The organism is Pedobacter sp. WC2501, from assembly GCF_052682415.1.
This window is the reverse complement of sequence record NZ_JBQZFI010000001.1, coordinates 5295475-5317105: the sequence shown is the minus strand read 5'-3', so window position 1 is coordinate 5317105 and position 21631 is coordinate 5295475. Positions and strand designations below refer to the sequence as shown.

At 38.1% G+C, this 21631-nt stretch carries 19 protein-coding genes; 10 read left to right on the top strand and 9 right to left on the bottom strand.

The genetic code is table 11. The features are described from left to right. Window positions 1–271: 271 nt before the first annotated feature. The 3 genes from ACUN24_RS22350 to pyrE all read right to left on the bottom strand — a co-directional run bounded on the left by ACUN24_RS22350 (window position 272) and on the right by pyrE (window position 4190). Window positions 272–2947 carry a family 78 glycoside hydrolase catalytic domain gene (locus ACUN24_RS22350; RefSeq protein WP_445564530.1) on the bottom strand — a complete coding sequence of 892 codons (2676 nt, stop codon included), beginning with the start codon at window positions 2945–2947 and terminating at the stop codon, window positions 272–274. A gap of 142 nt (window positions 2948–3089) precedes the next feature. Continuing rightward, window positions 3090–3488, bottom strand: coding sequence for an SRPBCC family protein (locus ACUN24_RS22345; RefSeq protein WP_445564529.1), 399 nt, complete (start codon window positions 3486–3488; stop codon window positions 3090–3092). 36 nt (window positions 3489–3524) lie between these two features. After that, window positions 3525–4190 carry an orotate phosphoribosyltransferase gene (gene pyrE / locus ACUN24_RS22340; RefSeq protein WP_121282983.1) on the bottom strand — a complete coding sequence of 222 codons (666 nt, stop codon included), beginning with the start codon at window positions 4188–4190 and terminating at the stop codon, window positions 3525–3527. A 289-nt stretch (window positions 4191–4479) separates the two neighbouring features. Between pyrE and ACUN24_RS22335 the strand changes: the two genes are divergently transcribed. Next, complete coding sequence (locus ACUN24_RS22335; RefSeq protein WP_445564528.1) at window positions 4480–4656, top strand: hypothetical protein; 177 nt, start codon at window positions 4480–4482, stop codon at window positions 4654–4656. An 8-nt stretch (window positions 4657–4664) separates the two neighbouring features. On the opposite strand, the gene ACUN24_RS22330 is transcribed toward ACUN24_RS22335, so the two are convergent. Continuing rightward, window positions 4665–5417, bottom strand: a complete 753-nt coding sequence (locus ACUN24_RS22330) for a DeoR/GlpR family DNA-binding transcription regulator (protein ID WP_445564527.1) — start codon at window positions 5415–5417, stop codon at window positions 4665–4667. Between the two features lie 54 nt (window positions 5418–5471). Here ACUN24_RS22330 and nudK point away from each other — a divergent pair, with 54 nt between their 5' ends. Together nudK and ACUN24_RS22320 are read left to right on the top strand one after the other, a co-directional pair. Then, window positions 5472–6050 (top strand): GDP-mannose pyrophosphatase NudK, encoded by a 579-nt coding sequence (nudK, locus tag ACUN24_RS22325; RefSeq protein ID WP_445564526.1) that lies wholly within the window; start codon window positions 5472–5474, stop codon window positions 6048–6050. 100 nt (window positions 6051–6150) lie between these two features. Next, the gene (locus tag ACUN24_RS22320) at window positions 6151–7194 is read left to right on the top strand and encodes an NAD(P)-dependent alcohol dehydrogenase (protein WP_445564525.1); all 1044 of its coding nucleotides are present in this window, start codon (window positions 6151–6153) and stop codon (window positions 7192–7194) included. A 94-nt stretch (window positions 7195–7288) separates the two neighbouring features. On the opposite strand, the gene ACUN24_RS22315 is transcribed toward ACUN24_RS22320, so the two are convergent. Further along, a complete protein-coding gene (locus tag ACUN24_RS22315; RefSeq protein ID WP_445564524.1) occupies window positions 7289–8155 on the bottom strand; it encodes a hypothetical protein in 867 nt (288 codons plus the stop codon). A gap of 410 nt (window positions 8156–8565) precedes the next feature. Between ACUN24_RS22315 and ACUN24_RS22310 the strand changes: the two genes are divergently transcribed. After that, window positions 8566–9177 carry an NUDIX hydrolase gene (locus ACUN24_RS22310; protein WP_445564523.1) on the top strand — a complete coding sequence of 204 codons (612 nt, stop codon included), beginning with the start codon at window positions 8566–8568 and terminating at the stop codon, window positions 9175–9177. 391 nt (window positions 9178–9568) lie between these two features. On the opposite strand, the gene coaD is transcribed toward ACUN24_RS22310, so the two are convergent. The 3 genes from coaD to ACUN24_RS22295 all read right to left on the bottom strand — a co-directional run bounded on the left by coaD (window position 9569) and on the right by ACUN24_RS22295 (window position 11474). Continuing rightward, the gene (coaD, locus tag ACUN24_RS22305) at window positions 9569–10030 is read right to left on the bottom strand and encodes a pantetheine-phosphate adenylyltransferase (protein WP_445564522.1); all 462 of its coding nucleotides are present in this window, start codon (window positions 10028–10030) and stop codon (window positions 9569–9571) included. Between the two features lie 110 nt (window positions 10031–10140). Continuing rightward, entirely contained in the window at window positions 10141–10677 is a 537-nt protein-coding gene (gene rsmD, locus ACUN24_RS22300; RefSeq protein ID WP_445564521.1) for a 16S rRNA (guanine(966)-N(2))-methyltransferase RsmD, read from the bottom strand. Further along, window positions 10668–11474 (bottom strand): DUF3822 family protein, encoded by an 807-nt coding sequence (locus ACUN24_RS22295; RefSeq protein WP_445564520.1) that lies wholly within the window; start codon window positions 11472–11474, stop codon window positions 10668–10670. The genes rsmD and ACUN24_RS22295 overlap by 10 nt, the downstream gene beginning before the upstream one ends. Before the next feature lie 483 nt (window positions 11475–11957). Here ACUN24_RS22295 and ACUN24_RS22290 point away from each other — a divergent pair, with 483 nt between their 5' ends. From ACUN24_RS22290 to ACUN24_RS22280, 3 genes are all read left to right on the top strand, one after another. Further along, window positions 11958–13097 carry a putative sensor domain DACNV-containing protein gene (locus ACUN24_RS22290; RefSeq protein ID WP_132401428.1) on the top strand — a complete coding sequence of 380 codons (1140 nt, stop codon included), beginning with the start codon at window positions 11958–11960 and terminating at the stop codon, window positions 13095–13097. A gap of 204 nt (window positions 13098–13301) precedes the next feature. Continuing rightward, window positions 13302–14735, top strand: coding sequence for an ATP-dependent DNA helicase (locus ACUN24_RS22285; RefSeq protein ID WP_445564519.1), 1434 nt, complete (start codon window positions 13302–13304; stop codon window positions 14733–14735). 200 nt (window positions 14736–14935) lie between these two features. Beyond that, window positions 14936–15610, top strand: a complete 675-nt coding sequence (locus tag ACUN24_RS22280; RefSeq protein WP_445564518.1) for an MCP four helix bundle domain-containing protein — start codon at window positions 14936–14938, stop codon at window positions 15608–15610. A 463-nt stretch (window positions 15611–16073) separates the two neighbouring features. Here the strand turns inward: ACUN24_RS22280 and ACUN24_RS22275 are convergent, their stop codons facing one another. Next, window positions 16074–16919 (bottom strand): CvfB family protein, encoded by an 846-nt coding sequence (locus tag ACUN24_RS22275; protein WP_445564517.1) that lies wholly within the window; start codon window positions 16917–16919, stop codon window positions 16074–16076. A gap of 383 nt (window positions 16920–17302) precedes the next feature. On the opposite strand from ACUN24_RS22275, the gene ACUN24_RS22270 reads away from it, so the two are divergent. From ACUN24_RS22270 to ACUN24_RS22260, 3 genes are all read left to right on the top strand, one after another. Further along, window positions 17303–17905 (top strand): LURP-one-related/scramblase family protein, encoded by a 603-nt coding sequence (locus ACUN24_RS22270; protein ID WP_445564516.1) that lies wholly within the window; start codon window positions 17303–17305, stop codon window positions 17903–17905. A gap of 215 nt (window positions 17906–18120) precedes the next feature. Next, window positions 18121–19857 (top strand): ABC transporter ATP-binding protein, encoded by a 1737-nt coding sequence (locus ACUN24_RS22265; RefSeq protein WP_445564515.1) that lies wholly within the window; start codon window positions 18121–18123, stop codon window positions 19855–19857. Then, window positions 19841–21601: an ABC transporter ATP-binding protein gene (locus ACUN24_RS22260; protein WP_445564514.1), complete on the top strand. Its 1761-nt coding sequence runs from the start codon at window positions 19841–19843 to the stop codon at window positions 21599–21601. Before ACUN24_RS22265 ends, ACUN24_RS22260 begins: the two co-directional genes overlap by 17 nt. The last annotated feature ends 30 nt before the right edge of the window (window positions 21602–21631 follow it).

Sequence of the window (21631 nt, the reverse complement as noted above, 5' to 3'; positions counted from 1 at the left end):
AAAAATTTGTTAGGCCGGATTTAAGCAGAACGGGGATATCGTACTATGGCCTAGCTGGGTGGAAATACTAAAGTGATTAAAGTGTTGATTAATAATGATTTGTAAAATAACGTCAATGGTAGCGTAGTCGAAGTGTTTTATTAACGTGATGAAATGGTCTTCGACTACGCTCAGACTGATATACGAAATAAATTTTATTTAATTTTTAAACAGTCTCTTAGTTAAAGATTTTAATGTTGATGCAATGATTTTATTCTTGCACTAAACCAGGTTAATGCTTGGCTTTGTTCTCAATGACATATTTACCAGCCGCTAAATCTATTTTTCCAATGTTGTTTATCTTACCATTTACATAAATATCCATGCCACGCGTAAGCGGTATGTTAATGGTTGCAGTAGAGTTGGCCGGAATGGTGATATCATATCTAATTCCATCCTTCGTTCTTTTCCAGGCGCTTATAATCTTTCCATAAGGACCAATATGACTGGCTTCGAAATTATCCAGGCCTTCCATGATATGTGGATCTAAAATGATATGTTTAAAACCAGGCTGTTTTTCATCAGGTTTGATACCACCCGGTGATTTATATAACCAGGCACCGATTTCGCCAAACATAATGTGGTTCATAGAAATGTCTGATTTTGCATCTATAGGCCAATTCTCGTATAGAGTGGTGGCTCCATTTTCCATCCACCAGCCCCAGCTTGGATAGGTTTTTTGTGCCGCAACTTTATAGGCAATATCGCTGTAACCATTTTCGCTCAGTGCATTTAAAATAGCTTTGGTACCCAATAATCCCACATCTAGGTGGAAACCATCAGCTTCTACTCGCTTGGCTAAATTTTCGGCAACCAAAGCAACAGATTCTTCCGGAACAATTTTCCAATATAACGGAACACTCATTTCTGTTTGGATACCAGTGTTGTAAATCCCTTTTCCTTTATTCAGGTACTTTGCATTAAAAGCATCCTTTATTTTTTTTGCAAGTAATGTATATCTAAGGTAATCATCATTTTTACCTAGAATTTTGGCGGCTTTAGCCAAAATCACTACATCGGCATAATAATAACAGGTGGAAGTAAGTTCTACAGGAGATTTAGATTTTACCGGTATCCAATCGCCCAAACCCCAGGTGGTTAAACCTGTTGGGTAGGTTTCATCAATATGGTTGACGTATTTTCTGATATTTTCGTAACAATCGGCAAGTAGTTTTTTGTCACCATAAAACAGGTAAACATTCCATGGAATAATGGCAATTGTACTGGTCCAGTCTGGTCCATTACCCCATTCATAACCCCAGCCATCTGTAGGGATTATGGATGGTAGTACACCATTTGGTTGTTGTTCATCCCTGTGATCGGCGAGCCATTTTTCGTAAATGGTAATGCCATCAAAGCCGTAAAGCCCAGTTTCTATCGCAATCTGGGCATCGCCCGTCCATCCATTTTTTTCTCTCTGCGGACAGTCTGTGGGGTAGCCAAAGAGATTAGATAAGTAAGAATTATTGGTGGCATAGTAGATTTTATTAATGATCGGCTCTGAAGATTTAACATCACCAACAACCGGTACATCACTGTGCATAAAATAACCTGTGAGATTTTCTTTTTTCAATTCAATGGGAGCAGAGCTGCTTACTTCTACATATTGAAAACCCTTATAGTTAAAATGCGGCATAAAACTTTGTGCACCTTTTCCGTTTAAAATCAGGATATCTGTTTGGAAAGGATCAGTATTATCAGTCGGACGGTAATGCGCATCAATATTGGAAATATCTACATGTCCGTTGGCATATAAACGTTCCCCATGTTTTAATTTTATAACAGTTCCTAACGGTCCGCTTACTGTTATTTTACTTACGCCCGAAATATTCCTCCCCAGATCGAACAGATAAGTGGTATCATTAAACTTTCTTAGACTTTTGCTGGCTATTTCTTCAACATTGCGGATAGGGTGCATGGCCTGTGCAACAACGTTTTTAGATGGTGCTGAACGATAGATCACATTTTTCCAATCTGTATCATCAAAATCGGCGGTGTTCCATCCTGGTTTTTCTAAACGCGCGTCGTAATGCTCGGCGGTATAAATACTATTAAAAATAATCGGACTTAAAGTTGTTTTCCATTCTTTACCCGATTTAATGATTTCCGTTGTGCCATCTTCGTAAGTAATACGTACATCAAGACAAAAAGCTGGCCTGTTGCGCCAGGGGGCGCGGTCGAAATCCCATACTGCAGTTGACTGATGATTGTACCATCCATTGCCCAGCAGTACGCCAATCGCATTTTTGCCTAAAGTAATGGCATTCGTTACATCGTAGGTAACATATAATGTACGCCTATCAAAACGGGTATACATGGGGTCCATACGGTGATTGCCTATTTTTTTGCCGTTTATAGAAAGCTCGTATAAGCCAGCAGCAGCAATGTAAGCTCTGGCTGACTTGATTTTTTTAATTGTGGTAAAGGTGTTCCGGAAATAGGGTGCGGGCTTAAGTTTTATATTTTCGTTATCCGAAATCCACGCGCCACGCCAGTTTTCCATTTTCATCATGCCCGTTTCAAAACTGGCGATATATACTTTGTTTGATTTTCTTTGACTTGCATCCGCAATATCAATCCTCCAATAATATTTAGTAAAAGGTTTTAGTATCTGGCCCGAATAAATAACCAGATTATCATCTGATTTAACCCAGCCTGTGTTCCATAATTTTGCACTGGCATTAACAAGCGAAGTTGAATCGGTATCCAATAAAATCCGGTAGGCTGTTTGTTTAGCTCCCTGGCTGGCATCGTTCATTTGCCAGGTAAAACGCGGATTTGGATTATCTAAGCCTATCGGGTTAACCAGATATTCGGTTTTTAAAGCGGTAAGCGATTGAGCAAATGTTTTGGAAAAAGGGGTAAGGGCAAAAAATAAAGCAGTTACCTGGAGAAATCTGAGGTTCATAGTTTAAAGGTTATTCAAAAACTAAGGTATTAAAATAATGTGCTGATAGGAGAACGCAATGGAATTTTTACGCATAAAAAAAGACGAGGTTCAACTCGTCTCATTTATCTGTGTAAACACGTAAAACTGTGGTAATCAAATACTATCCTAAGATTTCTTTCAATTTTTCCGTTTGGTGATCGGCCAGTTTTTGTAGTGGACCAGATGCCAGCATTTTCATCATCATGTTTAAATCAGCTGAAATAATGTGTTTTGCTGTCGTTGTTCCGTTTCCGTTATCCACTACTGTCCATTTTAACTCTACATCAAAAGGTGCTTTTTCACTCGGAATTGCTGTTATTTCCTGGTTTTCGATCCGGCTCGAAATTTTGATGGCCAATTTTGCCATATTCTGGATAGTAAACCGTGCATCATCTTCAGTAGATTCCCAGTTGTAAATGTTTTCCGGCATCAATTGCTGATGATTGTTCATATTGGATAGAAAAGTATAAACCTCAGCAACTGGTTTATTAACTTCTACTGTGCTTTCGATAACAGTCATTATATATTTGTATAGATTTTGTTTTTTGCTCCAAACTTAGGACTCTGAACTCAAAACTCGGCCTTGTCCCCATTCTGAAGGATTTAAACGCCATTTGCTTAATAATTCCATATCACTCTTGGCAATAATGCTGTGTTCTGCAGCATAATCGATTAAAGCGCCATAGCTTGATAAGGTGAGGTAACGACATTTTGCTGCTGCGAAATTTTCATCTGCTTTTTCGAAGCCGTAAGTGAAAATTGCTGCTAAACCAGCAACCGATAAACCTGCAGCTCTCAGTGCTTCAACAGCCTGTAAACTACTTTTTCCGGTTGAAATTAAATCTTCGATAACCACCACACGTTGACCTTCTACCACTTCTCCTTCAATTAAACTTCCGGTGCCATGTTCTTTAGCTTTTGCTCTCACATAGATAAATGGTAAACCCAGTTCTTGAGCCACTAAAACACCTTGAGGAATTCCAGCTGTTGCAACACCTGCAATAACATCTACCGAACCAAATTCTTCTTGTATGGCCTGTGCAAGTTTCTGACGGATGTAAGTTCTAACCTGAGGATGGGAAAGGGTAATTCTGTTGTCGCAATAAATCGGCGATTTCCAACCAGATGCCCAGGTAAATGGATTATTTGGTTGTAATTTGATTGCTTTTATCTGTAATAAAAATTCCGCTACCTTTAATTCAATATCACTTTTATTATACATGGCTCAAAATTACAGATTTATTTGTGTTTGTCATAACGTTTATTAAGTCCCTTTGTTTTGCATCCGGGAAAGAAAAATGTAGAAATCTGGATTTGATTCCGACATTTCAATACTTCAAATATCTGAAATTTTGATGGATGCTAAAAGCGATTTTTCGCCACTTCCTGTAAATCAGTACGATAAAGAATAGCTGGGTTTTAAAATAGACTATAAATAAGTGATTAGTTTAAAGCTGTGTGGCGTGTAACAATTGATAAAGTTGGCCGTCCTAATTTATATATCCTAATTTATGATAGTTTTAAAATCCGATTATTTCTCCTCGCACGAGCGCCTTACCCTTTTTATCAACGAAAACCACATTAAACGCGAAGATATCTTAGCAATTACGCAGGCTCCAAGTTTCTTTACCATCTTTTTTTATGCTGATGATGCTGTTGAAGAAATTACGCACGGAATGTTCTCCTAATAAAAATCCTAAGCGTTTACCGAAAATACTGATATCCCTTTAACCCCGAATTCGTTTACTTCAGGCCCATTGTAGTCGGTAACTAAAATATTTACTAGCGATAAATCATTAAATTTTAAATACGATGTTTTCCCTATTTTGCTGGCATCACAGAGCATGTAAACGCAATCGCTTTGCGATGCCATAGCCAAAGTATTCGAAGCTTCGTGCTCACTACCTGCATACAATCCTTCAGCAGTAATTCCATCTACACCTAAAAAGGCTTTAGAAGCATGGTATCTGGCAATATGTTCCTGTGCCATAGTTCCATGAACGGCTTGTCTTGCTGCATCAACCTCACCTCCAATAAGATTTACGGTTACTGCGCTGTGCTGCAACTCATTTACTACCGGTAGCGAATTGGTAATTACCTTTATCTTTTTGTTTTTGATAAACTGGCATAACCTAAAGGCCGTGCTTCCGCAATCGATAAATATAACATCGCCATCAATAATGTCTGCTGCAGCCTTTTTGCAGATCGCATCTTTGGCTTTTAAATTTACTGCCGCTTTATTCGCAAATGAAACCGGCTTAATCACTTCACTTATTTTCATAGCACCACCATGTGTACGGTAGAGGAGTCCGTTGGCAGCCATAGTGGTCAGGTCTCTTCTTACGGTAACTTCAGAAACACCAATTTTAGTGCTTAACTGCCGGATCTCAACTTCGCCAAACGCTTCTAAAAGTTCAAGAATTTTGTGCGCTCTTTTTTGAAATGTCATATATAATGATTTAATTCGATCAAATTTAATCATAATCAGTCAAAAATAATCATTATGAAAAATATAAATATCCTAAATACCCAAATATTATCCGATAATTGGTACACACTCAAAAAAGTAACTTTTGAGATGAGTGGGATGGATGGTGCTAAATCTGTTTTAGAACGTGAAACTTATGATAGGGGTAATGGCGCCACAATCTTATTGTATAATAAAGAAGCCAAAACGGTTGTACTTACCCGTCAGTTTAGGATGCCCACATTTATTAATGGTAATGAGACCGGTTACCTGATTGAGTGCTGTGCCGGATTGTTGGACCAGGATAATGCAGAAGATTGCATCAGAAGAGAAACGGAAGAAGAAACCGGATTTAGAATTAGTCAGGTAGAAAAAGTTTTCGAAGCTTATATGTCGCCAGGCTCGGTTACCGAGCTCTTATACTTTTTTGTGGCAGCATATTCAGATGATATGAAAATGCATGATGGAGGTGGGCTGAAAGAAGAAAATGAAGACATAGAAGTTTTAGAAATGCCCTTCGAAAAAGCATTGGAAATGATTACATCCGGTGAAATAAAAGATGGAAAAACCATCATGCTTTTGCAGCATGCGCAGTTAAAAGGACTATTCTTATAGTTCATTGTTTGAATTTTGCAATGAATTATTTGAATTGCGTAATTGTTCGTAACAAAGCATGCTTTACCTTTGTTATGGTACTAATTAATTTTAAATTTTTATGATAGCAACAAAAGGATATGCGGCACAAAATGCCGAAACTGATCTTGCACCCTGGAATTTTGAGCGCCGGGAAGTAGGGCCTCATGATGTTCAGTTCGAAATACTTTTCTGCGGGGTTTGTCACTCAGATCTGCACCAGATTAAAAACGATTGGTTCCCGGGAATATTCCCAATGGTTCCTGGTCACGAAATTGTAGGCAGGGTGGTAAAGGTTGGAGATCACGTGAAGAAATTTAAGGTAGGTGATCTTGCCGGAACAGGATGTATGGTAGATTCCTGTCAGGTTTGCGAAAACTGTAAGCAGGATTTAGAACAATATTGTTTAGAAGGAAATACCCAAACATACAATGGTTTAGAAAGAGATGGTAAAACACCAACTTATGGTGGATATTCGGATACGATTGTAGTAAGAGAAGAATTTGTACTTCATGTATCAGACAAATTAAACCTTGCTGCGGTAGCCCCACTTTTATGTGCAGGTATTACCACTTATTCTCCATTAAAACACTGGAAAGTAGGAAAAGGCCATAAACTGGCCGTACTTGGTTTAGGTGGTCTGGGCCACATGGCAGTGAAATTCGGTGTAGCTTTTGGCGCTGAGGTAACTGTATTAAGTACGTCGCCAAAGAAAGAAGAAGATGCTAAAAAATTAGGTGCCCACCATTTTGTGGTAACTACTGATCCTGCGCAGGTTAAGGCAGCAAAGGGTACATTCGATTTTATATTAGATACCGTATCTGCAGAACATGATTTTAACATGTACCTGTCTTTACTAAGAACAAACGGTGTACACATTTGTGTAGGCGTTCCACCTAAACCAGCAGAAATTGCAGCTTTCAGCTTATTGGGTGGCAGAAAAAGTCTGGCAGGATCAGGTATTGGCGGTATTGCTGAAACTCAGGAAATGTTAGATTTCTGTGCGGAGAACAACATCGTATCGGATATTGAAATGATTGATATGAAAGATATTCAAACTGCCTACGATAGAATGCAAAAAGGTGATGTACGCTATCGTTTCGTAATTGATATGGCTACGTTGTAGACTAAATATCAGATAATACTTAATAATAGGGGTTAGAGACTGGAAATAAAGGTCTTTAATCCCTATTTGTTTATCCAGATAAATCAGTCAGTTCCTAGGCAGTGTAATTTTGTTTTACAAACGCTGATATAGAGCTGTTATGATCAGATTCTACTTTGGAAATCTGTTTTTTGTTGGTTAAAAGCAAATTTTGAAGCGTACTTAATGAATCTTGAAGATAAGAGATAGACAACGTGCGTGAAATCCTGCTTCTGATCTTTTCTGCGAGAAACAATTCAACCAGGATCAGTGTGATCAAAAAGATATAATGCGTGAAGATCAGGTTATTGGTATTTTTGCTCAAAGGCGGCAATCCTAATGATACAAAGACAATATCTATTATTAATGGAATGCCGATAATGGCAACAATTGATATGGCACTTGCTTTCAGCGTAATGCTTTTTTCAGCCTGTTTTATCTGTTCATTTAAAGCCGAAAGCTTGCTGTTAAGTGGCGTATTTCTATTATTTTGTTGCTGCTCTAGCTTTTGAAGGTCTTTTCCATGTGCGATATCGATTTTTCTAATTTGCTCCATGATCGATGATTCGGCATTATTAAGCTTTTCCTGATCTTCAACGATAGATTCTTGCTCCGCTATAATTTTATCCATTACCATCAAATCGTCGGGGATACCATGACGTAACTTTTGCTCTGCTGCAACAATACGGTTATCCAATTGTTTAAACTGCCTTTTAAGTTCAGTAATTTCTTTATTATAATGTTCTTTTTTTGAGGCGTAACTGTTTTCCAGACTTTGCAGTTCAGCTGCGTACTCGAAACTAGCCAACAGCTGCTCATTACCGGCAAAACGCTGATAAAGCCCTGTTAATGTGATAAAGAGTTCTCCCGTTGATTTTTCTGGGTTAGAAAGATCGTTTCGGTATGCTTCCAGATCTGTTTCGGATAATGAGGGTATAGGCATGGCAGATTAAAACGTTAAAATTATGAAAAAATATTATCGTTAAGGGAATTATTCACCCTTGTTTTCTAACTGAATGTTCGAATATATGTTACCTAACCATTTTTTTTACATTCTAGTGTGTATGGTCTTAGCTGTTTAGGATTATTGTTGAAATAAATATTTAATTTTTTTTACTCTTTAATAAATTATTCTATATTTGCAGCAAGCAAGGGGTGAGAGCCTTGCATCAATCTTTGATTGAGAGCGTTAATTTAGATAAGGTTACAACATTAATTGTTGTAACCTTTTTTTATATCCTATAAATAACCCAACAATTTTTCTACTTTTAGCGCATTGCAAAATATATTAGGTTTCGCAAAAAAGAAATCTTAAAAAAGCAGCTTAGTTAGTTTAAAGTGTGTTAAAAATATATGCCAAGAAATTATAGAATTTACATCAACGATAACACTTTGTTTATCTCCGATTTTTTGCCTGAGCAAAAAGAAAAAATTCAACAACTGGAATTTCAGGATTTTAATCTCGAAACATTCTACAAAAAACTAAAAAATGGTTCCAGAAAGAGTTATATTTTTTTAACGAAAAATCCTCAGGAAACCTTTAAAAAGTTAAAGAAAGATTGTACTATTATAAAGGCTGCCGGTGGTTTGGTAGAGAGTGCAAACGGTAATTTTTTGTTTATTTTTAGAAATAAAAAATGGGATCTGCCAAAAGGAAAGCTTGAAGAAGGCGAAAAAATGAAGGAAGCGGCTGTTCGTGAGGTAGAAGAGGAATGTGGAATCAGGGTTTTTAAACGTGAAGAAAAGCTTTGTAAAACCTATCATGTTTATCCGATGGGCAATAAAATGGTGATCAAGAAAACCAACTGGTACAAAATGAAGGTTAAAGGTGAACCAAAATTGATTCCTCAAAAAGAAGAAGGCATTGATGAAGCAGTTTGGCTGGATAAAAACCATATTTCGCCGGTAGTTAAAAATACATTTCCATCTATTATGGATGTGTTGAGGTTCGGAGGAATATTGTAGCTGGGATCAGAAATTTTAACCACAGATCGTTTTTTGCCGTGGTGTCAGATATTACTATCTGACACAGATTAAAATAAAAAATCGGCGGTTAATATAGCTAGCTGTCAGATGGTAACACCTGACAGCACCAAAGCCATCTAAATTTTAGCCACAGATAAATGGGATGAATGCATATCTGGAATCGATGTTTATCTGTGGTAAAGACTCTTTCTTTTGGTGCCGGATATTTCTGTCTGACTGTACAAAATCCCAATGAGTATGTCACGTTGAGCTTGTCGAAACGCCCTTCAAGACATTTAACTAAGTCCTTCGACAGGCTCAGGATGACAATTTATATTTATAATAGACTCGCATATTATTCATAATAGTACGCATCTGTGGTTAACAAAAGCTATAGAAAGTCAAGTGCCTCTTTGGGTACAAATGGGCTCACATCACCGTGGTTTCTCAAAATATCGCGGACAATGGTAGAGCTGATGGCAGAATATTCGGGTTTGCTTAAAAGCAGGATGGTTTCTACTTCAGGCATCATGGTCTGATTGATTTGCGCAATAGCTCTTTCATATTCAAAATCAGCAGCTGAACGGATCCCGCGTACCATATAAGTAGCACCTATTTTTCTGCAGAAATCTACGGTTAAGCCTTCGTAAGTTTGGATTTCGATGTTTTGATAGCCTTTAAAAACAGTCTGTAAAATCAGAAGGCGCTGTTCGGCACTTAAAAAATTCTGTTTAGAACTGTTAAGTCCGATACCCACTACAATTTTATCGAAAAGTGGGGTAGCACGTTGTAATATGTTTACGTGCGCAATAGTGATCGGATCAAATGAGCCTGGAAATAGCGCTATCTTCATGATTCAAATATAGATTATTCTAGTTAAAACAGGAATAGTTTGTGGTCGAGCGTTTGGCGTATAGCGTGGATCAATCTAATGAACAGACGAGTCAATCACCAATGAACAATTTAACTAAATTCGAAAAAACTAAAAGAAGAATTTCCATATTTCCTTGTTTCGGTATAACCCGGCTGACTGTTTAGTTTCATATTACTTTGGTGCTCTACAACGAGTAAGCCATCGGGTTTAAGCAATTGTTGCTCTTTAACCATCACCGGAATCTGCGGAATGTTTGGCATATTGTAGGGCGGATCCGCAAAAATGAGATCGTAAGCGCCGGTCATTTGTTTTAATAACTTGAAAACATCGCCTTTACGGACATCAACCTGATCGAACTGGTATTGCTTAGCTGTATTTTTCACCCAGTTTACACAGCCGTAATTCATGTCTACTGCTAAAATACTTTCCGCTCCGCGCGAGGCAAATTCGAAGGTTAAATTTCCGGTGCCGCAAAATAAATCCAATACGGTGCAGGTTTCGAAATCATATTTGTTATTCAGGATATTAAAGAGTGCTTCTTTGGCCATATCCGTTGTTGGGCGTACCGGTAAATTTGCAGGGGGCTGCAAACGGATGCCCTTTAATTTGCCACCAATTATTCGCATAAATCTAAAGCAAGCAGGCCGCTGAAATAGTGTTTAGGCATATCGGCCAATAACTCGCTATTTTGTTTTCCGGCAGGGAAGAAGAAATAAAGTTGATTGAAATATTTTAACAAACAGTTGTAATGTTCGTCGTCTTCGTTAATAATGCCCTGAATATAAACAGGAATGGCATCATTTAAGTCCAGTTGTTCGATCATCAGCAACAAGAAGTAATTAAACTCTTCAGCAGTTTCTGATTCATAATGGTTCTGAAAAACAACCTTTTTATCTTTGGTATACAATACGTTGAATGATACTGCAGTAAAATCGATCAGTAAAGATTCGTCGGCTAAATGGCTAAATAAAGCTACAAGCGGTTCTGATTGTGGAAATAAATCGGTTTTCTGTGGTAAATTTGCTTTTACTTCATCATTTAAACAAAAAATAGTGTTAAAACCAAGTTCTTTGTTATGTTTGGTATAAACTTTAGCATCCGAACCGAGGTATTGGGCATAAACAGCTAAATTTTCATCATCAAACCACTCATCAGGAATAAAAATGAAATTGGAGGTATGCATTGCTGCTTTAACCGCTCCGTAACTTAAAGAAAGGTAGTGATCTGTTTCAAAAGCCAATTTGAGGTCTTTCTCAACATCTTCACAGCCCTGTTTATCAAAAATTAGGTTAATCTCCTCAGTATCCTTATTTACTACGGCATAAGAAAAGCTGTCATTCGTTATTTTTAACAATAAATGGCAGTTTGCAGATGCATTTGTGTTAAAGTTTGGGTCGACCAATAAGAGACTATTGTTACTCATTGAAACAAAAATAGAGTTTTTTAAGGATTAACGGTAAGATGAGGTTAAATTTTTGATTTTACCACAGAATTATTGGCTGATAAGCTTAAAAGGAAGTTTGCTTCTTTGTTTTTTTACCACAGATAAAAAGGATAAACACAGATCATTTGTGTAAATTCTTAATTTAAGAAGTGAACTGATATATCATTAGCCACGAAAACACGGAGTTCACGGAAATAATTCCTAATTATTTTGCATTCTAATTTTCCAATGAATCTTTTTACCACCTAAGACACCTTAGTGAATTTATATTCGCCCAAAAATATACAATTAACTTTGTGCTCTTTGCGCCTTTGTGGATAATCCCTTTCTCTGTGTGATTTGCGGTTAAAATTAAATCGAAAAGATCTGTGAAGATCTGTGGTGAAAATGTCTGTGGTTTTTTTACCAAAATCAAACCTTTCGGCTATTCAAAAATCGAAATATTCGGCTTAAATTCGGAACATGAGTTACAAGCCTACCTATAAAGCGGCAAACACGATTGCAGCAACGATAGAACAACATTTTGTTAAACTGCATAAAAATGCAATTGCACAGGGTGAGATAGATTTGGCTACTCAACCAGATCAAAAAATAATTGAAGCGATAATTGATGTTGCTTTTTGGAGCAGTCTGCGTAAGGAGGAGGGGCATTCGCCACGGATTTCGATTGCTTTTTTACCACCGGAGCAAACCTCGAAACCATTACGGTTTGCGAAAAAACTTGCGTTAAATGCAAATACCTTAACCAAAATAGCACCTGGGATTGAACGTTCAGGGATTCACTTAGGGGTATGGGAAGAGGATGGTGAACTTTATATCTGGGGTACAACCCTTAATATTCCGAACTTTTGTTTTGTAGTTGATGTTTCTGAACCTGGTTTAATTGTGATTAAACACCGCCGGATTTATGGCATTGGTAAATTTACCAATGTTGCTGTGTTAAAAGGGGAGCAGATCCGTATTGTTGACGATAGAAGCTGTACAAATAGAGATTGTCCTCCTATTTTGCAGGCATTACTAGATCTGACTGTTTTGGCCAGCTGGAATGATCCGATTAATATTTTGATCCAGTTTTCGGTTTCTATGCGTGCGCATGGCAGGGGTGGGGCCTTATTAATTGTACCAAAAGGAGATACAAAATGGGAAGAATCTATTATTCACCCGATACAGTATTTGGTAGAACCTCCATTCTGTGGTCTGTCTAACCTGGCGAAACAGAACGGAAATCAGAGTGAAATTTTCTCGCAGGGCGCTGTTCGCCGTGAGGTTGAGCATTTGGCGGGTTTAACCGCGGTTGATGGTGCAACGATCATCAACGAAGAATTTGACCTGATTGCATTTGGTGCCAAAATCGGTCGCGCAAAGGGGAAACCTACGGTAGAGCAGATTGCTTTTTCAGAGCCGATTGTTGGTGGAGAAGACAAAATTCTTTATCCCGGACAACTTGGTGGTACCCGCCATTTTTCTGTGGCCCAGTTTGTAAACGACCAGCCTCAGTCTATTGGTTTGGTAGCCTCTCAAGATGGCCATTTTACCATTTTCAGCTATAGTAAAAAACAAAATATGGTGATGGCACATCGCATTGAAACACTACTTCTATAATTTAAATTGCTTAATTGTTACATTGTTTTATTGTTGAGGTAAGGAGCACTTAGAAAAGAGCATTACCTTTGCCACCTAAACCGTATTGCAGCGGCATCCCCCGATTTTTTCATCGGGGATATAGCGGAAAGACGGAAACCGGAACAAATTAGCATAGCAACTGCTTTTCAAAAACAATTTATCAATAAAACCATTTAACAATACATGTTAACCGATAAAAGCCAGCTTATTGCCTCAGCATACGAACATACACCTACCAAAGAACAATTGCTTTTTTGCGAGCGGATGTCGGTGTTTTTGCAACAGGATGACGAGTACCGCTGTTTTGTACTAAAAGGTTATGCCGGTACGGGTAAAACTACTTCCGTAGCAGCTTTGGTAAAGGTTTTGAAACAATTTAACCTGCGCAGTGAGTTGCTGGCACCAACAGGAAGGGCAGCGAAAGTTATGAGCCAGTATTCGTACCGGAAAGCTTTAACCATACATAAACGGATTTACCGGAAGCGTTCTGCCGCATCGCCCGAAATGCAGTTTCAACTGGCACCTAATCTTTCGGAAAATACGCTGTTTATCATTGATGAGGCCTCGATGATTGCCGATGAATTTAATGAAACAGGCTCTTCCATATTAAGAGATTTGCTGGAGTTTGTATACAATACCAAAAACTGCTTTTTACTTTTTGTGGGCGATACGGCGCAATTACCTCCGGTTGGAAGTTTAGATAGTCCGGCGTTGAACGAACAGTACCTAAAAGATAAATTTGCCTTGACGGTTTCGTCTGTAGAACTCAAAGAAGTGGTTAGGCAGGGGAAAAAATCGGGTATTTTGGCCAATGCTACGATGCTGCGGAACCAGATTGCCAAAAATCCTGAAAATCCGATGCCTAAGTTCCTGACTAAAAACTACACTGATATTTACAACATGGCCGGGGCACGTTTGGTAGAAGGACTGGAGTATGCTTACCGAAAATTCGGGATGGAGAATACCCTGGTGGTTTGCCGTTCCAATAAATCGGCCAATGTGTATAACCAGCAGATCAGAGCAAGGTTGCTGTACCGCGAGGAAGAGTTAACGGGCGGAGATCAGATTATGGTGGTACGCAATAATTATTTCTGGCTGCCTGAGAACGAGGATACTGCTTTTATTGCCAATGGAGATATGGCGAAAGTAATTCGTGTGAGGGGAGAAGAAGAACGTTATGGATTCCGTTTTGCTGATGCTACATTGGAGTTTATGGATTTCCCTGCTGCAGGGCAGATTAGCTGTAAAGTAATGCTGGATACACTCAATTTAGAAAGTGCGAATCTTCCATACGAACAAAATAAGAAGCTTTTTGATGGGCTTAATGAAGATTATGAGCATATTGCCAATAAACGGCAACGGATGCTGGCCATCAAAGCCGATCCTTTTTATAACGCCCTGCAAATTAAGTTTGCTTATGCAGTTACCTGTCATAAAGCGCAGGGTGGACAGTGGGATGCTGTTTTTGCGGACCAGGGTTATCTTACAGAAGAAATGATCGATCTGGATTTTCTACGATGGCTGTATACCGCTGTAACGCGAGCAAAAAAAGAGTTATATTTAGTCAATTTTGCTCCCCAGCTTTTCGCGAAGACAGCGCAGGAGGATTACTTTTAGAGAAGATGATTACACAGATTGGAAGATTACACAGATTTATGAATAGATAACCACGAAGACATTAAGACACAATTTTTTTTGTTCTCGTGTTTTACAACTTAAATAAGTTAGCCATAAAGTTATTTCTTTGTGTTTTCGTGCCTTTGTGGTGCATAAGCAAAATGAGATAATCATTATGATCGAACATACTAACCAATTATATGATGAAATTTGCCTTTAGTCTTAAAAATAAGTTAAAAATAGCTTTCCTGCTTTTTTGCATCATGTGCTGCACTTTGCTGATCCGTTTTTTTGAAGATAAAAGTGTAGAGAAGATTAACGAATCTTTTATTTCAATGTACAATGATCGTCTGGTACCGGCAACAGACTTATATTTTATTGCTGAAAATCTGCATTATAAAAATGAGATTCTTCAGGAAGTATTATTGGGCAATGGTGCTGTTCATCCCTCAACTGGTATGGTGAAAATGAATAAACACAACCGTAAAATAGATTCGGTAATTAATAAATACGAACTTACTTTATTGGTAAAGCAGGAGAAAAGTTATTTAAACGACCTTAAAAAGGCAATAACTGTTCAGCAAGGATTGGAGGCTAAAATTTTGAACATGGCTGGCACAGAGGGTAAGGCAATTTACGAGTCGATGGGTAGGAATGCAGCAAAACATACTTTAGCTAAACTTTCTGCGCTCATTAAAATACAATCTAAAGTTGGAAATGAGCTGATTAAAGGATCAGAAATCTTTGTTTCAGGAACCAAGGTTTACTCTACTTTACAGGTTATTTTGGCGATAGTAATCGGAATTATGATCGTGGCTATTGTTTCGGCTTCTAATGCGGTGAAAATTCAGAGCGAGAAATTTAATTTGAATTAGATTTACCACAAAGGCACGAAGACACAAAGCAACTCTTTTTATTTCAACTGGAGCGCGTAGGTCCTTCGACTCCGCTACCATTGACAGGACACCAATAGAAAGGTCGTCATCTCGACTGTAGCGCAGCGAAATGGAGAGATCTATTTAGTTAGATTTCTCGACTGCGTTGCACTCCGCTCGAAATGACGGTAACTCAAGGAATTTTTACGCGTAGATTAATACTGTCATTTATATTGATTTTTATGAAATAAATTAACGCTCAGGATGACAAAGCGAGTAAAGGAACTGATTGGAGATCTATCCAGTGTTAATTTGTGTTTCCGTGACTAGTAACAAGTTTCGTCATCTCCTTTTTATCAAATGACCTCAACGCAACGAAGTGGAGAGATCTACCTCGAGACAGATTTCTCGGCTTCGTTGCACTACGCTCGAAAGGACGATTTATGTAGGGTTGATTTTATTACTATTCAGCGTCTTCGTCTGTTAGTAACCTGATCGAATCGTCAGAAAGTACGATTAAACGTTCTTTATACAATGAGCCAATGATTTTTTTGAAAGCACTTTTACTGATCTGAAAACGGTGATAAATATCTTCAGGAGAACTTTTATCGCCCAGTTCAATTACACCACCACTCTTTTTTAGCTCCCTTAACATCATCTCTTTGGAATCAAGGATATGTCCGTAACCGCTTGGTTGTAAGGTTAAATCGATCTTGCCTTCTACTCGGATTTTCTTGATCCAGCCTTTACGCATTTCGCCTGGTTGGATATTATCGAAAACTTCATTGTTGTAAAGCAAACCGATATAAGTATTGTTGATAATGGCGTTGAAGCCAAGATCGGTTTCTTCGGTAATCAATAAGCTTACTTCATCGCCCTCTTCAAAATCGAAGCCGTCTTCCTCAACAAAATCATATAGTTTTGAAGAAGCTAACAAGCGGTCGTTGCTTTCGTCTAAATACAGGTAAACCACATATTTATAGCCTTTTTGCATTGGCCTTTTTTGCTCGCGATCCGGAACATATACATCTTTATCAATACCAAGGTCCATAAAAACGCCATCATCACCATCGGAAACCACTTTTAAAAAGGCAAAATCGCCTACTTCTGCATAAGCTTTCTGGGTAGTTCCGGTTAAGCGGCCATCTTTCTGTACAAATACAAAAACATTAATGTTATCGCCAATTTCTACACCATTCGGAACGTATTGGTAAGGCAGGATGACTAGTTTATCGCCGTCAGTTAAGTTTAATCCAGCTTCTGTTTTGCTTAAAATCCTTAACTCGTTGTATTTTCCTATTTCAATCATTTTATTGGGGTTTAACCATTTTCTTCAATGGCTTTTACTGCAAAGGTAGCAATGTTTAGTTGCAAATTGGTTTTAAATGACTGGAGATAATTTTAGTTTTAGTAAATCATCTTTTATAAGCCGTTGGACTCCGCCCAGGGTGACAAACCTTGGAAGATTTTCGCTGCTACCCGCGTTTATCTGTTGAGGGTCGTCATTGCGAGGCACGAAGCAATCTTAAAGCGTACGCAGGTAGCGATCGTTGTAAGATTGCTTCGTCTGCTGAAAAAGCCTTCTCGCAATGACGATCCTTCGTGGCCCACGCGCTATGGAATGTAGCTACTTCAAATAGGAATGAAAAAAAATATATATTTTAGCAGCTTATCTAACATTAAATCTACAATATGAACAAGCAGATCCCTCCATTTTTTTTAAGCGACGAATATTTTATTGATGAGAAAGTAAACTTTTTAAAGTTTGCGAACGAGTATAAAGTTTATAACGATCAGGGCACTCAGATCGGGATTATTAAACAGCGTATTTCTGGCTGGCACAAGGTTCTAACCTTATTGGTTGATAAGCGAATGATGCCTTTTAAATTAGAAATTACTGATATAAACGATCAGTTACAGGCAACCATTACCAGAGGCTGGACATTCTGGATGTCGAAAATTCTTGTTACCGATCCGCTTGGTGTTGAAGTGGGGATTATTAAACAAAAATTTAAATTATTTAAACCAACTTTTACCATTTCGAGCCCAACTTCGGGAGAGGAGATTGCAAAAATATCTGGCGATTGGAAAGCCTGGAATTTTACCATCACCAATAATGCGGGTGCCGAAATGGGCAAAATAAGCAAAAAATGGGCTGGTGCGTTGAAAGAGGTTTTTACAACAGCCGATAAATACAATGTTTCTATCGATCCCAGTTATGCAGAAAGCAATCAAAAAGTCGCGATTGTGGCCACTGCCATCACCATCGATATGGTTTTGAAGGAGAGTAAATAAATGGGTTAATTGTTTAAACGGTTAACGGTTGAATGAGAGAATGATTGAATGATAAAATAAGTGGATGATTGAATGTAAGAAAGGAATGATTTAATAAAAATCCCCAAACAATCACTCACTCAAAATTCAATCATTCTCCAATTAATTATTTTGTCATTTAATCATTTCTTTGGGCTAAATTTGGGATCTACAATTTAAGGTATCTTCTCATTGATATGGAAAAAACCAAAGAAGCCAAAAAGCCAAGTATTTTCAGTTTACTTGGAAACTACAGGGGCTTAATTTTTATGTTAATCCTGTTTGCGCTGCTCAGTAACGGTATCAACTTACTTTTACCAAAGATTATTGCCAGTGGTATCGATTCTTATACGAACAAAACTTTTAATCTTCAATCCATACTGCTTCAGTTTTCGCTGGCCATTGTTCTGGTTTTCATTTTTACTTATTTGCAGAGTATTGTGCAAACCTATGCTTCTGAACGTGTGGCAAGAGATTTAAGAACCAGGCTATCTGATCAGATTTCGAGACAAAGCCATGCCTACATTATTCAGGCTAATCCCTCAAAACTGTTAACCAACCTTACTGCCGATGCCGATTCGATTAAAATGTTTGTTTCGCAGGCTATCGTATCTATCTGCTCATCTATATTTTTAATTGTTGGCGCAAGCATCCTGCTCTTAATGATTAACTGGAAACTGGCACTTTGTGTAATTGCGATTGTACCAATTATTGGCGGCGCGTTTTTTTATGTATTAAGCAAGGTAAAAGTGCTTTTCAAAAAGAGCAGGGAAGTGATCGATTGGTTAAACAAAGTAATCAGCGAAAGTATTTTAGGTTCGGCTCTGATACGGGTAATCAATTCTCAAACTTTAGAATACCATAAATTTTTAGATGCAAATGCCAAAGCGAGAGATTTAGGGATATCCATCCTGCGAATGTTTGCAGCCTTAATTCCGGTTATTGTTTTTACAGCCAATTTATCTGGTTTGTGCATTTTAGTGCTGGGTGGTCATTTTGTAATTACCAATTCGATGACCCTGGGAGAGTTTACTGCTTTTAGCAGTTACCTCACACTCATTATATTTCCCATTTTGGTAATCGGTTTTATGAGCAATGTTATTGCACAGGCTACAGCATCTTATCAAAGAATAGAAAGTGTGCTCAATGCGGCAGAGATCAATCATCCGGGTACATTAACTTCACAGTTAAAGGGCGATGTGGAAGTGAAAGATATAAACATGAATTTTGGCCAGAAACCAATTTTAAAATCAGTTTCATTTTCTGCCAAAGCGGGTTCTAAAACGGCCATTATTGGGCCTACAGCTGCGGGAAAAACGCAATTGCTTTATATTTTAACAGGTTTGATTGATGCTGATTCGGGAGTGGTATTGTTTGATGGAGAAGAGATTAAACAATACAAGCAAGAGAATTTTCACCAACAGGTTGGTTTTGTATTTCAGGATAGCATCATGTTTAACATGAGCATTCGGGAAAATATTGCCTTTAGCGATACTGTTACAGACGAATCGTTGGCGAAGGCCATTGCTACTGCTGAACTTAAGGATTTTGTAGATGCTTTGCCCGACCAGTTAAATACGATTGTTTCGGAACGGGGGAACAGTCTTTCGGGTGGACAAAAACAGCGGATTATGTTAGCAAGGGCCTTGGCTGTAAATCCGAAGATTTTATTACTGGATGATTTTACTGCCCGTGTTGATACCAATACCGAGAAAAGAATTTTGGCGAATATCCAGCAGAATTATCCGGGTTTAACTTTACTTTCTATTACCCAAAAAATAGCTTCTGTTGAACATTACGACAAAGTGATCTTGCTGATGCAGGGCGAAATCATTGCAGAAGGAACCCATCAGGAATTGTTGAAAAGCAGTCCTGAGTATGTTCAGATTTACAATTCACAACAGAGCACCAGTAATTATGAACTACAATCTTAACCAGCTTAGTGCCAGGCAGGAAAAGCAATCGACTTATAAAGCGCTGAAAAGCCTGCTTAAACTCATTTCAGCCGAACGTAAAAACCTGTGGTTGGCACTGATTGCCATTTTGGTGAATTCGGGTTTATTGCTTTTGGGGCCATTACTGGTTGGCCATACGGTTGATACTTATATTCGCACCAAACAATTTCATGGTGTACTTGTTTTTGGCGGCATCTTGCTGGTAATGTACATGATGGCCATGGTTACTGGTTACATCCAAACCAGGTTAATGGGCGGAATAGGCCAGCGGATGTTATACACTTTACGCAATTCCATTTTTAATAAATTACAGGAATTACCCGTTTCGTTTTTTAACCAGAACAAAGCGGGTGATCTGATTTCTAGGGTGAATAATGATACAGATAAACTGAACCAGTTTTTTTCGCAATCGCTAATGCAGTTTATCGGTAGTATCGTAACCATGATTGGTGCCGGTATTTTCCTGCTTTCGATTAACCCTGAACTTGGCGCGGCAACACTTTCGCCAGCGGTGGTAATCGTTCTTTTTACAGTGGCTTTATCGCCCTGGGTAAAAGGAAAAAATGCTAAAAATTTAAAAAGTGTTGGCGGAATGAGCGCTGAAATACAGGAAAGCCTGAACAACTTTAAAGTAATTATCGCCTTTAACCGCAGGGATTATTTTAGGAAACGTTTTAACGAAGCCAATACCGAAAACTATAAAACAGCGATTGGTGCTGGTTTAGCCAATAATATTTTTGTCCCTATTTACGGGCTATTATCAAGTATTGCGCAATTAATTACCTTACTATTTGGTATTTATTTAATTTCTAAGGGCAATTTTACCCTGGGTTTATTGGTGAGTTATATTTCTTACACCACCAATTTTTATAATCCGCTGAGGCAGCTGGCGGCTCTTTGGACCAGTTTCCAGGTCGCTATGGCTGGTTGGGACAGGATATCGCAAATCCTGTCGTTAGAGAGCGACTTACAACAGGTTAAAACCGACGAAAATATTACTTCTGATGCTTTGCTTGAGTTTAAAAATGTTCATTTTTCTTATGATGATAGCAAAGAAATCCTGCATAATATCAATTTAAGATTCGAAAAGGGTAAAACTTATGCTTTAATTGGACCAACCGGAGGTGGAAAAACAACAACTGCTTCATTAATTTCACGTTTATATGATGCTACAAAAGGTACCATTTTATTAAATGGTAAGGATATCAGGTCATTTTCTGCAGAAGAACGAACACGAAAAATCGGTTTTATATTGCAAGAGCCATTTTTATTTACGGGAACTGTAAAAGAGAACATTTTGTATGGTAATAGTCAATATAAAGAGGTGAGTGATGAAAAGCTGGAGAAAATAATTGAAAATGCCAACCTGAATGCACTTTTAGCCATATTTGATGAAGGGTTAAATACGCAGATTACTTCAGGATCAGACAGTATCAGTTTGGGCCAGAAACAGCTGATTGCTTTTATGCGTGCGGTACTAAGAAATCCTGAATTATTGATTCTTGATGAAGCTACAGCAAATATCGATACGATAACCGAACAACTTTTGAGCAGTATTTTAAATAAACTTTCGAAAGAAACAACATTGGTAATTATAGCCCACCGTTTAAATACGATCGAAAATGCTGATGAAATTTATTTCGTAAATGAAGGGGAGGTGCAAAAGGCCGGAACGCTGAACGATGCATTAAATATGTTACTAAAAGGCAAGCGGGTAAGTTAATATCTTTACTGTATAAACCTATCAGGTTTT

What these genes read in the sequence shown, in the direction of transcription:
- ACUN24_RS22315 (WP_445564524.1), bottom strand. Translation starts at nt 8,155, where the DNA reads ATGCCTATACCCTCATTATCCGAAACAGATCTGGAAGCATACCGAAAC.
- nudK (WP_445564526.1), top strand. Translation starts at nt 5,472, where the DNA reads ATGAAAAATATAAATATCCTAAATACCCAAATATTATCCGATAATTGG.
- pyrE (WP_121282983.1), bottom strand. Translation starts at nt 4,190, where the DNA reads ATGTATAATAAAAGTGATATTGAATTAAAGGTAGCGGAATTTTTATTA.
- ACUN24_RS22350 (WP_445564530.1), bottom strand. Translation starts at nt 2,947, where the DNA reads ATGAACCTCAGATTTCTCCAGGTAACTGCTTTATTTTTTGCCCTTACC.
- rsmD (WP_445564521.1), bottom strand. Translation starts at nt 10,677, where the DNA reads ATGCGAATAATTGGTGGCAAATTAAAGGGCATCCGTTTGCAGCCCCCT.
- ACUN24_RS22345 (WP_445564529.1), bottom strand. Translation starts at nt 3,488, where the DNA reads ATGACTGTTATCGAAAGCACAGTAGAAGTTAATAAACCAGTTGCTGAG.
- ACUN24_RS22265 (WP_445564515.1), top strand. Translation starts at nt 18,121, where the DNA reads ATGGAAAAAACCAAAGAAGCCAAAAAGCCAAGTATTTTCAGTTTACTT.
- ACUN24_RS22290 (WP_132401428.1), top strand. Translation starts at nt 11,958, where the DNA reads ATGAGTTACAAGCCTACCTATAAAGCGGCAAACACGATTGCAGCAACG.
- ACUN24_RS22335 (WP_445564528.1), top strand. Translation starts at nt 4,480, where the DNA reads ATGATAGTTTTAAAATCCGATTATTTCTCCTCGCACGAGCGCCTTACC.
- ACUN24_RS22295 (WP_445564520.1), bottom strand. Translation starts at nt 11,474, where the DNA reads ATGAGTAACAATAGTCTCTTATTGGTCGACCCAAACTTTAACACAAAT.
- coaD (WP_445564522.1), bottom strand. Translation starts at nt 10,030, where the DNA reads ATGAAGATAGCGCTATTTCCAGGCTCATTTGATCCGATCACTATTGCG.
- ACUN24_RS22285 (WP_445564519.1), top strand. Translation starts at nt 13,302, where the DNA reads ATGTTAACCGATAAAAGCCAGCTTATTGCCTCAGCATACGAACATACA.
- ACUN24_RS22310 (WP_445564523.1), top strand. Translation starts at nt 8,566, where the DNA reads ATGCCAAGAAATTATAGAATTTACATCAACGATAACACTTTGTTTATC.
- ACUN24_RS22275 (WP_445564517.1), bottom strand. Translation starts at nt 16,919, where the DNA reads ATGATTGAAATAGGAAAATACAACGAGTTAAGGATTTTAAGCAAAACA.
- ACUN24_RS22270 (WP_445564516.1), top strand. Translation starts at nt 17,303, where the DNA reads ATGAACAAGCAGATCCCTCCATTTTTTTTAAGCGACGAATATTTTATT.
- ACUN24_RS22260 (WP_445564514.1), top strand. Translation starts at nt 19,841, where the DNA reads ATGAACTACAATCTTAACCAGCTTAGTGCCAGGCAGGAAAAGCAATCG.
- ACUN24_RS22330 (WP_445564527.1), bottom strand. Translation starts at nt 5,417, where the DNA reads ATGACATTTCAAAAAAGAGCGCACAAAATTCTTGAACTTTTAGAAGCG.
- ACUN24_RS22320 (WP_445564525.1), top strand. Translation starts at nt 6,151, where the DNA reads ATGATAGCAACAAAAGGATATGCGGCACAAAATGCCGAAACTGATCTT.
- ACUN24_RS22280 (WP_445564518.1), top strand. Translation starts at nt 14,936, where the DNA reads ATGATGAAATTTGCCTTTAGTCTTAAAAATAAGTTAAAAATAGCTTTC.